At 67.3% G+C, this 15,300-nt stretch carries 10 protein-coding genes; 6 read left to right on the top strand and 4 right to left on the bottom strand.

The features are described 5' to 3' along the window. The first annotated feature begins 152 nt into the window (after positions 1 to 152). A complete protein-coding gene (locus PZE19_RS05075; protein WP_277859487.1) occupies positions 153 to 4,583 on the top strand; it encodes an amidohydrolase family protein in 4,431 nt (1,476 codons plus the stop codon). A gap of 83 nt (positions 4,584 to 4,666) precedes the next feature. Here the strand turns inward: PZE19_RS05075 and PZE19_RS05070 are convergent, their stop codons facing one another. Beyond that, positions 4,667 to 5,152 (bottom strand): response regulator, encoded by a 486-nt coding sequence (locus tag PZE19_RS05070; protein ID WP_277859486.1) that lies wholly within the window; start codon positions 5,150 to 5,152, stop codon positions 4,667 to 4,669. Between the two features lie 557 nt (positions 5,153 to 5,709). On the opposite strand from PZE19_RS05070, the gene PZE19_RS05065 reads away from it, so the two are divergent. The 3 genes from PZE19_RS05065 to PZE19_RS05055 are packed head-to-tail and all read left to right on the top strand — an operon-like array spanning position 5,710 to position 9,708. After that, on the top strand, positions 5,710 to 6,804 hold the full coding sequence (locus PZE19_RS05065) for a ComEC/Rec2 family competence protein (protein ID WP_277859485.1): 1,095 nt from the start codon (positions 5,710 to 5,712) through the stop codon (positions 6,802 to 6,804). 49 nt (positions 6,805 to 6,853) lie between these two features. Next, positions 6,854 to 8,200 (top strand): M16 family metallopeptidase, encoded by a 1,347-nt coding sequence (locus PZE19_RS05060; RefSeq protein ID WP_277859484.1) that lies wholly within the window; start codon positions 6,854 to 6,856, stop codon positions 8,198 to 8,200. Continuing rightward, on the top strand, positions 8,197 to 9,708 hold the full coding sequence (locus PZE19_RS05055) for a M16 family metallopeptidase (RefSeq protein ID WP_277859483.1): 1,512 nt from the start codon (positions 8,197 to 8,199) through the stop codon (positions 9,706 to 9,708). The genes PZE19_RS05060 and PZE19_RS05055 overlap by 4 nt, the downstream gene beginning before the upstream one ends. 9 nt (positions 9,709 to 9,717) lie before the next feature. On the opposite strand, the gene PZE19_RS05050 is transcribed toward PZE19_RS05055, so the two are convergent. The 3 genes from PZE19_RS05050 to tyrS all read right to left on the bottom strand — a co-directional run bounded on the left by PZE19_RS05050 (position 9,718) and on the right by tyrS (position 13,106). Continuing rightward, positions 9,718 to 10,683: a lysophospholipid acyltransferase family protein gene (locus PZE19_RS05050; RefSeq protein ID WP_277859482.1), complete on the bottom strand. Its 966-nt coding sequence runs from the start codon at positions 10,681 to 10,683 to the stop codon at positions 9,718 to 9,720. Between the two features lie 85 nt (positions 10,684 to 10,768). Continuing rightward, positions 10,769 to 11,845: a Gfo/Idh/MocA family protein gene (locus tag PZE19_RS05045; RefSeq protein WP_277859481.1), complete on the bottom strand. Its 1,077-nt coding sequence runs from the start codon at positions 11,843 to 11,845 to the stop codon at positions 10,769 to 10,771. Between the two features lie 43 nt (positions 11,846 to 11,888). Next, positions 11,889 to 13,106, bottom strand: a complete 1,218-nt coding sequence (gene tyrS / locus PZE19_RS05040; RefSeq protein WP_277859480.1) for a tyrosine--tRNA ligase — start codon at positions 13,104 to 13,106, stop codon at positions 11,889 to 11,891. A 251-nt stretch (positions 13,107 to 13,357) separates the two neighbouring features. On the opposite strand from tyrS, the gene PZE19_RS05035 reads away from it, so the two are divergent. Further along, complete coding sequence (locus tag PZE19_RS05035) at positions 13,358 to 14,461, top strand: CPBP family intramembrane glutamic endopeptidase (protein WP_277859479.1); 1,104 nt, start codon at positions 13,358 to 13,360, stop codon at positions 14,459 to 14,461. Between the two features lie 468 nt (positions 14,462 to 14,929). Continuing rightward, positions 14,930 to 15,124: a hypothetical protein gene (locus tag PZE19_RS05030; RefSeq protein ID WP_277859478.1), complete on the top strand. Its 195-nt coding sequence runs from the start codon at positions 14,930 to 14,932 to the stop codon at positions 15,122 to 15,124. The last annotated feature ends 176 nt before the right edge of the window (positions 15,125 to 15,300 follow it).

Raw genomic sequence — 15,300 nt, 5'->3', positions numbered from 1 at the left:
AGTCTGCCGCGCCGACGCCTATCGAACAACTCACTGCCCCCGAGTCTCGGGCTGTCTCTCGGACCGGAAACGTTGGCGTCGGGCGGACGCGGTCGACTAAGATATCTCGATCTACGGAAACGTCGCTCCCCGGTCACTCGACGAGGATCTCGATGAGCAGCCCGTCCGCCAGGCCCCAGCGGTCTCTTCCGCCGTCGAACATCACCGTCCTCCGGGCCCTGCTGGCCGCCGCCATGCTCGCGGCGCCGGTCTCGATGCGGGCCGCGGACGACAACGACCTGGCATTCCCGAACGCCTACGCCGTGAAAGGCGCCAAGCTGTTCATCGCCCCCGGCAAGGTCGTGGACGACGGCGTGCTGGTCGTGCGCGGCGGCCTGATCGAGGCGGCCGGCCCCGCGGCGGAGGTCGCCGTCCCGTTCGACGCCGAGGTCATCGACGGCAAGGGGCTGGTGGTCTATCCGGGCTTCCTCGACCTCTTCACGTCGGCCGGGCAGAAGGCAGGCGTCGAGCGTTCGGCCACCGGTCGAGGCCGGCCGGTCGACCTTTCCGAGACCACGCTCGCCGCGACGCCGGCCGACAACCGCAAGGGCCTGACCCCGGAATTCCAGGTCGCCGACGCGCTCGACCTGAACGACGGCCTCGCCGATCCCCGTCGCCGCGTGGGCTTCACCGCCATGCTCACCGCGCCGTCCGGGGCGATCGCTACGGGCCGCAGCGCCGTGGTGAGCCTCAGCGGCCTCCCCCGGCGCGACGCCCTGCTCAGGTCGCCCGTCGCCCTCCACATCCAGGTCGCCCCGCCCCAGGAGCCGACCGCCGGCGCGGGCCCGCCGACGCCCGGCACGCCCGGCGGCCGGGGCGGCCGCGGATTCGGAGCCCGCGAAGGGGCCGCCGAGAATCCCTATCCCCGGGTCTTGATGGGAGCCGTCGCCCACCTGCGGCAAGCGATGAGCGACGCCGAGCATCATCAGATGCTGCTGGCGTACGAGAAGGCCCACGGCGGCGCACCCGTCGCGGACGACCCGGCTCTCGACGTCCTGGCCCAGGCTCGGTCGAAGGAGTTGCCGGTCTGGTGGCAGGCCGAGACCCGCGACGAAATTCACCGGGCGCTCGACCTCTCCAAGGAGTTCGGCACGTCCGCCGTCATCGTGGGCGGCCGGGAGGCCTCCAAGGTCGTCGACCGTCTGAAGGCCGAGAACGTCGCCGTCGTCCTGCGACTAGACTTCCCGGAAGAGCCCAAGGTCCCGACCGAGGAGGAGTACCGCAAGCGGATCGACGCCCAGCGCGACGATCCGCTCCGGGTCCACGCCGAGTATCTCGAACGGTGGAAAGCCCGGGTCTCCACGGCCGCCTTGCTCGCCAAACAGGGCATCCCGTTCGCGCTGGGGACCGAAGGGATCGACAAGATCGAGAACGTCCCGGCCAGGCTTCGTGCCCTGATCGCCCAGGGACTCACTCCTGAGCAGGCCGTCGAGGGACTGACCCTGGGCGCGGCCAGGCTCATCGGCCTGGAGCGTCGGCTGGGCACCCTGGAGCCCGGTAAGCTCGCCCACGTCGTCGTCTACTCCGCCCCGTTCCAGGACGAGAAGGCCAAGGTCAAATACGCCTTCGTCGACGGCCGCAAGTATGAGATGAAGCCCGACGACCAGCCCGCCGAAGGTCGCCCCGGCGGACGTCGCGGTCCCGGCGCGCGGGGCGGACGGCCCCGCCCCGAAGGAGAGCCCGAAGAGGCCAAGACCGAGGAGAAGAGGGACGACGAGAAGAAAGATGACGAGCCGAAGGACGACAAGCCCGCCCCTGATGCCAACCAAGAGGAGAAGGCCAAGCCTGACGACAAGAAGGACGACAAACCCAAGCCCGACGAGAAGCCCAAGGAGGAGAAGGCGAAGGAAGTGCCCCCCGCTCCCTTCGTGGACGTCGCGACCGAGCTGGACGCCGACCGGAAGCCGCAGATCAAGACCGGCGGCGACGTCCTGATCAAGAACGTCGTGATCCTCACCGGGACCAAGGGGACGATCCCGAAGGGGTCGATCCTCATCGAGAAGGGCAAGATCAAGTCGATTGGACCCGACGTCACGGCGGCCGAGGGCGTGCCGGTGATCGACGCCGAGGGGATGGTCGCGGCCCCCGGGGCGATCGACACCCACTCCCACATCGCCGTCCAGGGGAGCGTCAACGAATTCAGCCTGTCCGTCGTACCGGACGTCGGCGTCAAGGACGTCGTCACCGGCGACGACGTCTCGATCTATCGGGCGCTCGCCGGCGGCACGACCACGGCCCGCGTTCTCCACGGCTCGGCCAACACCATCGGCGGCCAGGACGCCGTCATCAAGCTGAAGTACGGCCTCCCCGGCCGCGACCTGATCATCCGCGAGGGCCCGCAGGGCGTGAAGTTCGCCCTCGGCGAGAACGTCACCCGTTCGACGGGCCGGTTCCCGAACACGCGGATGGGCGTCGAGGCCGTGATCAGCGGGGCCTTCGAGGAGGCGCTCGCCTACAAGAAGGCCTGGAAGACGTACAACGACAAGGTCGCGGCCACCGGCGACAAGGCCGGCCCGGCCCCGCGTCGGGACTTCCGACTCGAGGCCCTGGAACGCATCCTCGACGGTTCGATCAAGGTGAACAGCCACTGCTATCGGGCCGACGAGATCCTCATGCTGCTGCGGACGGCCGAGCGCTACGGCGTCCGGGTCCAATCCCTGCAGCACGTTCTGGAAGGCTACAAGGTCGGGCCCGAGATCGCCGCCCACGGCGCCCACGCCTCGACTTTCTCCGACTGGTGGGCCTACAAGATCGAGGCCTTCGACGCGATCCCCTTCAACGCCATGCTGATGACCCGCGCGGGCGTCGCCGTGAGCATCAAGAGCGACAGCGAGGAGCTGATCCGTCACCTCTACCACGAGGCGGCGAAGATGGTGAAGTACGGCGGCGCGACCGAGGAGCAAGCCCTGGCCTTCGTGACGATCAACCCCGCCCTCGAACTCGGGCGTGAGGACCGACTCGGCTCGCTCGAGGTCGGCAAGGACGGCGACGTCGCGTTGTTCAACGGCCATCCCTTCGACGCCCTGTCGCGTTGCGAGATGACCCTGATCGACGGCGAGGTCTACTTCCAGCGCCGACCGCTCGTCGACGGAAAGTCCGCGACGCGTCCCGGCGATCATACGAAGATGCCGCAACCGGGCGAAGCCGCCAGAAACCGCGACCTGACCTTCACCGCCCAGCCCAAGCAGGATTACGCACTCCTCGGCGCGACGATCCACCCGGTGAGCGGGCCGGCGATCGAGAACGGCGTTCTAGTGGTCGTCGGCGGCAAGATCGCCGCAGTGGGTCCCGCGGGAACGCCCGTGCCGGCCGAGGCCCAGGCCATCGAGGTCAAGGGGCTCGACGTCTGGCCGGGCCTGATCGACGCCGGCACGACCGTCGGCCTCGCCGAGATCGCCAGCCTGAACGAGACCCTCGACTTCGCCGACTCCGGCCGCTTCCAGCCCGAGCTGCACGCGGCGACCGCGATCCGGGCCGACAGCGAGCACATCCCGGTCACGCGCGCCAACGGCGTGCTCGCGGGCCTCGTCGAACCATCCGGCGGCGCGATCTCGGGGCAATCGGCCCTGGTCAACTTCCACGGCTGGGTGCCGCGCGAGCTGGCCTTCGTCGACCCCGCGGCGTTGTCCGTGAACATCCCCCGGTTCGTCCACCGCCCGCTCGGTTCCCAGCCCCAGTCCCGGCCCGGCGGACCGGGAGCCGGCCTCCCCGAGAACCCGGATCCCAACGCCCGCCGCAAGGAGCAGCTCGAAGCCCTCAAGCAGCAATTCCTCAAGGCCAGGCGGTATGACGAGGTGACCGTCGAGGCTCGCGCCAAGAACCTGCCGGCGCCCAAGGTCGACCCCCGACTGGCAGCCCTCGCGCCGTACGCCAAGGGTGAGAAACTCGTCGTGCTGCACGCCGACGAGCGCACGGAGATCCTCGACGCCCTGGCCCTCGCCAAGGATCTCAAGCTCAAGGCGGCGATCTCCGGCGCGGCCGACGCCTGGAAGGTCGCGGACGCGATCAAGAAGTCCGGCCTCCCCGTGCTGGTGGCTGGGACGATGAACTTCCCAGCCCGGGAGTACGACCCGTACGACGCTCCCTACGCCAATCCGGCGAAGCTCCACGCGGCCGGCATCGCGTTCGCCATCCGGTCGGCCCCCGGGGCGTCTTCCCCGCGCAACAGCCGACTGCTTCCTTACGAAGCGGCCACGGCCTCCGCCTTCGGCCTCCCGGAAGACGAGGCTCTCAAGGCGGTGACTCTCTACCCGGCCCAGATCTTGGGGCTCGCCGAGCAACTCGGATCGCTCGAACCGGGCAAGCGGGCCAACATCGTCGTCACGGCCGGCCACATCCTCCAGCCGACGACCGAAGTCTTGCTGCTGTTCATCGACGGCAAGCCGGTCGCCCCGGAGAGCCGCCATACCGAGCTTTACGAGAAATACGGCCGGCGCCTGGACGACGTGAAATCGGGTCGGGCTCCGTTGGGGCTCGATCGCCCCTCGACCTCCGTCGACGCGGCCCCGAAGCCGGCCGGCAGCCCCGCCGCCGGCGCTCCCTGACCGCGAAGGCCTCTCCCCATCGCCGCCGGTTCCGCGACCCGCCCCCAGGGGGGTTCAAGTGTTGGCTCGGCGGCCTCCGACGCTCAGCGCGCCGTCCCGATCGGCTCGAACGACGACCTCGCATCACCCGCATCGGTCAGGGCTGGCGACGTCGTCGTCGACGATCTCCAATGATGTCCGGCGATCGCAGACGACTCCGGGGAATGGGCGCTAAGCACGGAGCCCAGGACGTCATGGTGGTCCGAGTCGCTGACGTACTCGTCGACGCCCAGTTGATATAGGACCGTGGCCTCCTCGACCTGATAATCCTGCGCGAGGATCATCACCGAGGCGGGCCGCGCCTGCGTCGAGTTCTTCCACAGAAGGGGCGCGACGTCGTCGGAAGAGCACTGCGACCGCTTCCAGTCGACGACGATCAGGCGGGGCTTCGCGTAGGCCAGCAGCCGTTCAGCTTCCGCGATCGACTCGGCCACGACGAGGCGTCCGCGACCCGCGGCGTGCAACGCAGGCCGCATACGGATGAGCCAGTCCGAATCCTTCGTAATCGTCAGGATTGTGATGCCTTTCATGATCCCGATCCACTCCCGCGCCATGAGTAAAGCCGGCTCTCGTGATGACCCGTCGCATATCGGTCGGGGCGATCCCGACCCTTGTTCGTGTTCCGCGTCCCGCCAAACAAAGAAACCGCGGAAGCGTAACTTCGACGACAGGCTTTGCGACCGAATCCTCCATGTCGTGCACGACGGCCCGGATCCACCATAAATCGTCGTGCCCATCGAGGAGATCCCATTCCGTCGTTCGGTCGGTGACGGCCCACTCTAAGTGATGCTCCGCGTTTCGTTTATACGGTTTGCAAATTTTCAAGGTGACGCTGCCCTTGAAGGTCGCGGCCTGAGGTTAATACCCGACGGCCGTGACGCAGATCAACGCCATGAGGACTTTTTGCGTCAACGGCGTCATGACTCCTGCGTGGCTTCTCAGCATGCGTGCTGGCGAAAACACTCGATTCGAGCGGAGGTTTCCGCCGCCTGGACGCTTGCGTTCGCATCCCGACCTGACCACGATCGACGGTCGACCAGAGGTCGCGATTTCGCGGCTTTCGGAAGAGTTCGAGGGAGGGACGACGATGACCACGCGACGTCGACGCGGCGATTGGAAGTTGGGTGTATTCCTCATCGCCGGCCTGACCGGCTCGTATCTTGGGTCAGGGCGAGCCGTGGCCCAGGCCGGGGGTGCAGCTCCCGCGGCGGGATTGCAGATCTATTTCGTCGACGTCCTGGGCGGTGCGGCGACCCTGGTGGTGACGCCCGAGCGAGAAACGGTCCTCATCGACTCCGGCTGGCCGGGGCAAGCGGACCGCGATCCTGAGCGCATCCTGCAGGCCCTCAAGGACTCCGGATCGAGCCAGATCGATCACCTCGTCACGACGCACTGGCACATCGACCATTTCGGCGGGGTGGCCGGACTGGCGAAGCGGGTGCCGATCGGCCGATTCTGGGATCGCGGGCTTCCCGAGGACGGTACGGTCGGCCAGGATTTCCCGGACGGCCCCAAGCCCGAAGACGCCCTCGGGATCGCCTATCGGGCGGCTTCGAAGGGTAAGCGGCAGGCCCTCAAGGCGGGCGACGCCCTTCCCCTCCGCGGCGGCGTATCGGCGATCGTCCTTGCGGCGTCGGGCAAGGTGATCCCGGCACCCGCCGGCTCAGCCGCCAACATCGAGTGCAGTTCGGCCCCCGCCGACCATCCCACCGACGGCTCCGACAACGCCAAGAGCGTCGTCCTGAAATTCCGCCTCGGCGCGTTCGACTTCCTCGATTGCGGCGACCTGACCTGGAACGTCGAGAAGCAACTCGCTTGCCCCGTCGACCTCGTGGGCCAGGTGGACCTCTTCCAGGTCACCCACCACGGGATGGATATCTCGAACCACCCGACCCTCCTGAGCACGATCGCGCCGACCGTGGCGATCATGGACAACGGGCCCCGAAAGGGGGGATCGGCCGAGACGGTCCGCCGCATCAAGGCCCTGCCCTCGATCCGCGCGGCCTACCAACTCCACCGCAACGCCCAAACAGGCGACGCGGACAACACGGACGCCGCCTTGATCGCCAACACGGATCCAGCCGGGGGTCGTTACATTCGGGTCGCCGTCGCCCCTGACGGGAAGACCTTCCAGGTCCGCCTCGGAGCCGACGGCCCCGAGCGCACTTTCGATTCACGTTGACCCGCCGTCCGCCCTCGTGCGGCCGCCCTTCGCAGGAGTTGGTCCCTTGATGAAACGCCGCTTCCTCTGCCTGATCGCGGCTGCCGGGTGCCTCCCCGCGGCGGCAGCGGACGACGCCGATCGTCCACCGATCCTCCCGTATCCGATCCGCAAGTCGACGCTCGACAACGGCCTGGGGATCGTCACCGTCCCCTTCGACTCCCCCGGCATCATCGCGTACTACACGGTCGTCCGCACCGGATCGCGGAACGAGGTCGAGAAGGGCCTGTCCGGTTTCGCGCATTTCTTCGAACATATGATGTTCCGGGGGACCGAGAAGTATTCGCAGGAGGCGTACAACGACGCCTTGAAGGCGCTCGGGGCCGACTCCAACGCCTTCACGACGGACGACTGGACGTGCTACCACATGACGATCCCGGCGTCGGCCCTGGCGAAGGCCGTCGAGATCGAGGCGGACCGGTTCCGGAACCTGAAATACGACGAGCCGGCCTTCCAGAAGGAGGCCCGGGCCGTCCTGGGAGAGTACAACAAGAGCGCGTCCTCGCCGTTCCTGAAGCTGGAGGAGGCCATCGCCGACACGGCCTTCACGACGCACACATACAAGCACACGACGATCGGTTTCCTGGCCGACGTCAAGGACATGCCCAACCAGTACGCTTACAGCAAGGTGTTCTTCGATCGCTGGTACCGCCCCGAGAATTGCACGATCGTGGTGGCCGGTCAGGTCGACCACGACGCCCTCCTGGGACTGGCGAAGTCGCACTACGGGACCTGGGCCCGGGGCGGGAAAACCGTGGACATCCCCAAGGAGCCGGCGCAGGCGGAGCCCCGGAAGGCGGCCCTGACCTGGCCCTTGCCCACCTTGCCAACCCTGGCCCTCGCCTATCACGCCCCGGCCGCCGATCCGGCCGATCCCGACGTCCCCGCCCTGCGGGCCCTGCAAGAAGCGGTCTTCGGCGAGACGAGCCCGCTTTATCGCGCCCTGGTGCTCGATGAGCAGAAGGCCGAAACCCTGAGCGCGTTCGCCGATCCTCACCGCGACCCCCACCTGTTCACGGTCCTCGCCCGCGGCCGCAAGGTCGAGTTCATGCCTGAGATCGGCGAGCGGATCCGCAAGGCCCTGGCGGACGCCGCCGTAATGCCGATCGCCGAGGATCGACTCAAGTCCATCCAGTCGCACCTCCGCTACGCCTTCGCCGCCGAGCTCGACAGCGCCGACGCCGTGGCACGGGCCGTCGGCGAATCCATTGCCATGACCGGGAGGCCCGAGGCGGTCAACGAACTCTACGCCGCCTACGACAGGCTGACGCCCGCCGACCTCCAACGCGTCGCGGCGAGGTACTTCGCGGCGACTCACGAGACGGCCGTCACTCTGGAAACGAAGGAGACGAAATGACCACGGCACTCCCCCGCCGCCCGGCCGCTGCGGCTCTGCTCGCAATGGTCCTCGTCGCGACGACGTGCGCCGCTGAGTCCCCCGACGCCCAGGTCGTGCTCGTGCCCACGAGCGGGCCGCTCGTTTCACTACGGCTGGTGTTCCGAGTCGGCTCCCAGGACGATCCCAAGGGCAAGGAAGGGCTCGCGGCGCTCACTGCGGCCATGGTCGCGCAGGGCGGCACGAAGACCCTGAAATACGAGCAGGTGCTCGACCGCTTCTTCCCGATCGCCGCCGCCCTCGACGGTAATTGCCTGAAGGAAGTCTCCGTCTTTTCGGGCTCCGTCCATCGCGACAACCTCGGAGTCTTCATCCCGCTGGCGACGGAGATGATCGCCTCGCCCCGGTTCGCGACCGAGGACTTCGAGCGTCTTCGGGACGAGGCGCTCGACCACCTGACCAAGACCTTGCGCGGCAATAACGACGAGGCGCTCGGCAAGTGGACGCTTCAGACCAGCCTCTACGAGGGTCATCCCTACGGACGTCCCGACACCGGCCTCGTGGCGGGGCTCAAGGCGATCACGCTCGATGACGTGAAGGATTTTCACCGTCGCCACTACACCCGAGAGGCCCTCTGGCTGGGCCTGGCGGGCGCCGCCGATCCGGGGACAGTCGGGCTGGTCGAGGCCGGCCTCACGCCGTTGGCTCGAGTCTCGGAAGTCAAGTCGGTCGCGCCGCCGCCGGTCGCCCCGAACGCGGGGCTGGACGTAACCATCGTCGCCAAGCCGGCGGATGCGACGGCGATCTCGATCGGGTTCCCGATAACGCTCACCCGATCCGACGACGACTTCTATGCGCTGGCCGTGGCGAATTCCTTCCTGGGCGAGCATCGGACGTTCAACGGCCGGCTCATGCAAGACCTTCGCGGTCAACGAGGGCTCAATTACGGCGACTATTCGTACATCGAGGACTTCATACAGGAAGGCCAGTCGACGTTCCCGATCCCCAACAACCATCGGTCCCAGCAGTATTTCTCGATCTGGGTCCGACCCGTCCCGACCGACAAGGCCGTCTTCGCCCTCCGCGCGGCGCTCTGGGAACTGGACCGACTCGTCGAGAAAGGGATGACCGCCGAGGAGTTCGAGGCGACCCGTTCATTCTTGCTGAATTACAGCAAGCTCTGGGTGCAGACGCTCTCGCGGCGGCTCGGCTACGAGATCGAGGGGCGCTTATACGATCGCAAGAACCTCGTGGCCGAGCTGGCCGATCGGTTGCCGCGGCTCACCGTCGATCAGGTCAACGCGGCGGTGCGCAAGCATTTGAAGCCGAGCGGCCTGAAGGTCGCGATCGTCGCCGGCAACGCCGAGGAATTGCGCGGACTGCTGATCGCCGCCAAGCCCTCGCCGATCGTCTACGACACCCAGGGGACGTCCGCCGACGTGCTCGCCCAGGACAGGGAGATCGAGGTCTTCCCGCTCCGCGACGTCAAGGTTCGGATCGTCCCGGTCGAGCAGATGTTCGAGAAGTGAGGGCGAGGCTCAGCCGGCGGCGACCTCGGTCCGGGCCGTTTCCGGTCGCGAGGCCTTCTTGCGCGGGGCGGGCTGGTGCTTCCAGCGGCGGTGGAGCCAGAGGTATTGCGTCGGGTCCTGCCGGATCAGCTCTTCGAGCGCGCTTGTGTAGCGCTGGGTGAGGAGCCGGGCGTCGTCGGCCCCGCCGGTGAACTCTCCCGGCTCGATGATCTGGGAGCACCGCATCTCGTAACGGAACCCCGGTCCGACCCGCCGAGCCACACCTACGACCACCGGCGCGTTGTGCTCGATCGCCAGCAGGGCGATGGCCTTGTGGGTCGACGCCGGGCGGCCGAAGAAGTCGACGAACAGCCCGCGCGGGCCGGCGTCCTGGTCGGCCAGCATGGACAGGGTCCGGTTCGTCTCCAGGACCTCCACGATCTGGTCGTAGCCGCCCGCCTTGGGGATCATCTGCTGCCCGGTGCTCTCCCGGAACGAGCGGAGGTAGCGTTCGAGGTAGGGATTGTCGAGCGTCCGCGCCACCGACCACGTCGGGAAGCCGAACAAGCCGAAAAGGTAGCCGGCGATCTCCCAGTTGCCGTAATGGCCGGTCAGCAGGATCATGGGCTCGCCGTCGAGCATCCGGTCGAGGATCGGCCCGTGGCCGGCGAGCTTGATGAACTGGCGATAGTTGTCGAGCCGGATCCGCTTCGGCGTGTGGAAGATCTCCATCAGCATCATGCAGAAGTGGCGGTAGACGCCCCGAACCACGGCGTCGCGCTCGGCCTCGGTCATGCCGTCGCCGTAGGCCTGGCGGAGGTTTTCCAGGCCCACCTCGCGATGCCGCCTGTCGACGCTGTACATCAGCCAGGCCAGGCCCCGCGCCAGGGCGTAGGACTGGGCGATGGACATCGACTGGACCGTGAAGACCAGGATCCGGACGACGACGTAGACGAGGTAGTCCAACCAGGGGCGTTTGATCTTCTTCCGGGCCATGTGCGGTCGCTCCTTGACCAGCGGCGCGAGGTCTCCGCGGAGTATCTCCGGGAACCCCTAGCCCGTCAAGGCTCGCCGAGGCCGGTCAGGAGGCGGACGGATCATCGACGAGCGGGAGCGGGACGGCCTTCCCCTCGCGGGCCGAGCGGTAGATCGCCCGGATGATCTCGACCGACCTCCGGCCCTCGCGACCGTCGACGAACGGCGGCCGATCCTCGTCGATCGCCGCGAGGAAGTCGGCGATCTGGTCGCGGTGGCCGACGTGCGCGATCCCCCGCGGGTCGCTCGCGCCCGAGTTCACGCCAGAGCGGCCGGCGATCGCCGCGAGGATGATGTTGTCGCTGGGGATCTTCTCCTGGAAGTCCCACAACGTGAGGTCGTCCTGCTCGACGCGGGCCGAGCCGCGGTCGCCGTGGATCTCGATCCGCTTGGACAGCCCGGGATAGGCGCTCGTGGCCGCCTGGATCGTGCCCAGGGCCCCGTTGCGGAAGCGGACGCTGGCGACGGCCGTATCTTCGACTTCGATCCGGAGATGGGTCAGCATCGCGGTGTGGGCCACGACCGAGTCGACGTCGCCCATCAACCACGAGAGCAGGTCCACGTTGTGGATCGCCTGATTCATCAGGGCGCCGCCGCCGTCGAGCCGCCAGGTGCCGCGCCAGCCGCCGGAATCGTAATATTCCTGGGTGCGCCACCATTTGACATGCGAGTCGCCCAGGGTCAGCCGGCCGAATCGGCCCGCGTCGACGGCCTCCTTGAGCCGGCGGTTGGCCGGCGAGAAGCGCGAAGGGAAGATCGCGCAAAGACGGACGCCCGCGTCGTCGCAACTCTTGATGATCACGTCGCATCGGGCCAGGTCGACCTCGAGCGGCTTCTCGACGATGACGTGTTTGCCCGCCCTCGCCGCCTGCACGGCGGGCTCCATGTGGGCCCCGCTGGGGGTGCAGACGCAGACGACATCGAGATCTGGCTGCCGGAGCATGGCGCCCAGGTCGTCGTAGATTCGGCAGTCGTGGCCGGCGAGCCCGGCGACTTTCTCGGCATTCATGCGCGTGCGGCTGTAAGCGGCGACGACGCGGGCCCCGTCGATCTCGTTGATCGCACGGGTGTGATATTCCGCGATCATCCCGCAACCGATAATCCCGATCCCATGTTCGGCCATGCCGTCCACCTGTTGCTGGAGTCCGTTCGAGGCGTCGTCGGCGTCAGACGAGGCGGATCTCGGCGATCTTCCGCTTGCCGACGCGGACGACGAGCCCGTCGCTGACGTAGATCATGGCCCGCGGGTCGCTCACCGGCTCGCGGTGGGGGCCGACGTTGAAGCCCCCCCCTTCGATCACGCGACGGGCGTTGGACGTGCTCGACTCGAGTCCCAATTCCTTGATCAAGCTCGGGGCTGCGATGCGGCCTTCGGCGTCGAGCTTGTCGGCCGAGAGGTAGGCGATCGGGATCTCGTCGGGATCTTCGCCCGACGAGCGCCGCCGGAACGCCGCGGCCGCCTGGTCGGCGGCCACCTGGCCGTGGTACTGCGCGACGACGTACTTGCCGAGCGCCTCCTTGGCGTCCCTCGGGTTGCTCCCGGGCGCCAGCCATTCCTCGATGCGGGCCGCGGGGATGTCGGTCAGCAGGGTGAAATATTGGGCCATCGGCTCGTCGGGGATGCTCATCACCTTGCCGAACTGGTTTTCAGCCGAATCGGCCACGCCGATGTAATTCCCCAGGCTCTTGCCCATCCTTCGCACGCCGTCGGTGCCCACCAGGATCGGCATCGTCATGGCGACCTGCGGGTCCTGGCCCCGGACGGGCTGGAGTTGGCGTGCGACCATCAGGCTGAAGAGCTGCTCAGTGCCCCCCAGCTCGACGTCGGCGTTGATCTCCACCGAATCCCAACCCTGCATCAGGGGATAGAGGCATTCGTGGAGATAGACGGGCTTCTCGGCGGCGATCCGCTTGGCGAAGTCCTCGCGGGCCGAGATCTGGCCGAGGGTCATGCGCCGCATCAGGTCGAGGACGTCGAGGAACTCCCACTTGCCGAACCAGTCGCCGTTCTGGTGGACCTCGGCCTTCTCCAGGTCGATGATCCGGCCGACCTGCTTGAGGTAGTCGCGGGCGTTCTCGGCGACCTGCTCCTTCGTCAGCGTCGAGCGGGTCTCGTCGCGACCCGAAGGATCGCCGACGAGCGCGGTGTAGTTGCCGATGATGATGACGGCGGTGTGCCCGAGGTCCTGGAACTGGCGCAGCTTGCGGAGCGGGACCGTGTGGCCGAGGTGGACGTCGATGCCCGTGGGATCGATGCCGTACTTGACGCGCAGGGGGCGATTCTCGCGGACCGAGCGTTCGAGCTTTTTGAGGAACTCGCCCTCGGGGACGATCTGTTCGACCCCGCGGCGAAGGATTTCCAGTTGGCCTTGCACGTCCAGCATCGTTTCGTCCGGCTCCTGAGAGTTCGCCGCGCGGGCGGCCGTCGGCCCGGCGAGGCGGGCGATCCGCCGATTCTAGAGACCGGCCCCCCACTTCTCAAGGTGGCCGGCGGCGGGGGGGGCTGCTACGATCGATCGATCGGAATCGAGCACGACGTGGTCGCCCCTAGCTGCGAGGTCCCATGACGTCCGTCCAGGTCCAGGAGTTTCTGCTTCACGCCGTCTCGCTGCTGATCGAAGCCCTGGCTTTCGGGATGGTCGCCGCCTGGATCTGGATGCTCGTGCGAGCCGTGCGCGGCAAGCGCCTCTTTCCGAAGGAAGCATTCTTTCGCCTCGCCCCCGCGACTTGGGGCGTCGGGACCATCCTGTTCGTGATGTGCCTGTACGTCGGCTCGAGCAGCATCACCGTCGACGTCGGCCGCGCCCTACTCGGGATCAAGATCGAACAGCTCTCCGACAGGGAGGACGTTCTCGGTTTGTCAGGGAAGGATCAAGGTTCTCCGGCGCAGAAGGCCGCCGAGGCGGAAACCAAGGCGCGGCGTATCGCGCGCGTAGCCCGCGACACGCTGATCCTGAACGCCGCGATCAACCTCGTGTTCCTGGCCCTCCTCCCCTGGACCTTCCGCAAGGTCTCGGGTTCGACGGTCGTCGTCCTGGGGCTGACGACGAAGCGCTGGACGTCTCAGATCGGGACCGGCGTCGTCGCCGCGCTCGTGGCCACCCCGGCTATCTATTTGATCCAGTTTCTCGCCTTGCGAGTCTACGAGTCCGAGCCTCACCCCGTTCAGAAGATGCTGACGGACCATTTCGACGCAACCATGGCCCTATTCGCGATCCTGTCCACCGTCGTGTTGGCGCCCTTGGTCGAAGAAACGTTCTTCCGCGGAATCCTCCAGGGATGGCTGACGGCGGCGAATCGCCGCGCCGCAGGCGCGCGGCCTCGACCGGCGAATCTCACTCCTCCGCCCTCGTTCGAAACGACGAGGGAAGCATTTCCCGATCAAGCGACCGAGTCGCTTGATCCCTCCGTCGCCTCCGCCGAGACCGCCGCAAACCAGGTGTGCTGGCCTGCAGTCGTCGCGGCCTCGCTGCCGTTCGCGGCCCTCCACATCCAGCAATGGCCCACGCCGATCCCGCTCTTCTTCTTCTCGATCGTGCTCGGGGCGGTTTATCAGAAGACCGGGAGCCTTCTGACAGCCATGGTCGTCCACGGGCTCTTCAACGGCTGCAGCACGATGATGATGATCGCCCAACAGTTGAGCGGATCGCTCAAGCCGCCGGGCGAAATCGACGCCTTGCCCCTGCCCGAAGGCGTCATCTGCGGGATCTGGAAATTGGCAGGGCAATTCCTGATCTAAATGATCGAGAAGTGTTGGTTCGATTGCCTTGACAAAACCGATACGAAATCGCCCGCGGCGGCCGTTTTTGCTGGACGGACGTGTGGGCGACTGATAGATTTCTGGGACGACGGGGACGTTCGGGCCTATCTGCCTTCGGGGGTCGACGTCGGAGGGCCGTTGCGGCTCGTCGCGAAATCGCCGGCTGAAGAAATAGCCGGATGCGTCCGATTGTGTTAGGGTTCGCGAGCGCCGGGCTAGAACGCCTGGATTCGTGCGATCCAGCCAGCCTGGAGCGACGCCATCGCGGGGGCCTTGTCCCCTCCACGGGCTTGCTTGCGACCGATGACCGGCGGACGATGCACCGCTAGGGCGTCCTGCCAGGTATGGCGATGCCGCGAAGGATCGGGATTCTTCGCGGTCCAAGGGAGTGGTGGAGCGTCGTCCGGAAGTTCCGGTCGGCGTATCTGCTTTCGGGAGTGTCTTTCGATGAGCGACGAGAATTGTAAGAAGCCGGCCGCACAGACGGGTTTCGAGTGGGCGGGCGCCGTCGCCCGGGTCCGCCGGGGGGGCAAGTCCGCCCGCGCCGGCCGTCGCGCCGCGTTGCTGGGGGCCCTGACCGCCGCCTACGCCAACTCCTCCCGCAACGGTCGGGCCGCCGACCGCACCGCGAACGAGCGTTGAATCGCCGCGGCGTCGAGGCCCTCAGCGGGCCTCCGCCGCCTCGACGCGGGTTAGACCCTCAGCTTCTCTCGACAGGCTCCGCTCCGCCGAACGATCTCTCCGACACATGGTCGGAAGGGGTGGTTCGGCTTTTTTTTGGGTGGGGATGGCCCCCCGTCGAAGTCCCTGCCCCCATC

This window comes from Paludisphaera mucosa (genome assembly GCF_029589435.1).
GTDB lineage: Bacteria > Planctomycetota > Planctomycetia > Isosphaerales > Isosphaeraceae > Paludisphaera > Paludisphaera mucosa.
The sequence above is the reverse complement of the archived record's forward strand: the minus strand, read 5'-3'. Positions and strand labels throughout refer to the sequence as shown.

Coding starts and splice junctions, on each gene's coding strand:
- PZE19_RS05075 (WP_277859487.1), top strand. CDS start 153: ATGAGCAGCCCGTCCGCCAGGCCCCAGCGGTCTCTTCCGCCGTCGAAC.
- PZE19_RS05070 (WP_277859486.1), bottom strand. CDS start 5,152: ATGAAAGGCATCACAATCCTGACGATTACGAAGGATTCGGACTGGCTC.
- PZE19_RS05065 (WP_277859485.1), top strand. CDS start 5,710: ATGACCACGCGACGTCGACGCGGCGATTGGAAGTTGGGTGTATTCCTC.
- PZE19_RS05060 (WP_277859484.1), top strand. CDS start 6,854: ATGAAACGCCGCTTCCTCTGCCTGATCGCGGCTGCCGGGTGCCTCCCC.
- PZE19_RS05055 (WP_277859483.1), top strand. CDS start 8,197: ATGACCACGGCACTCCCCCGCCGCCCGGCCGCTGCGGCTCTGCTCGCA.
- PZE19_RS05050 (WP_277859482.1), bottom strand. CDS start 10,683: ATGGCCCGGAAGAAGATCAAACGCCCCTGGTTGGACTACCTCGTCTAC.
- PZE19_RS05045 (WP_277859481.1), bottom strand. CDS start 11,845: ATGGCCGAACATGGGATCGGGATTATCGGTTGCGGGATGATCGCGGAA.
- tyrS (WP_277859480.1), bottom strand. CDS start 13,106: ATGCTGGACGTGCAAGGCCAACTGGAAATCCTTCGCCGCGGGGTCGAA.
- PZE19_RS05035 (WP_277859479.1), top strand. CDS start 13,358: ATGGTCGCCGCCTGGATCTGGATGCTCGTGCGAGCCGTGCGCGGCAAG.
- PZE19_RS05030 (WP_277859478.1), top strand. CDS start 14,930: ATGAGCGACGAGAATTGTAAGAAGCCGGCCGCACAGACGGGTTTCGAG.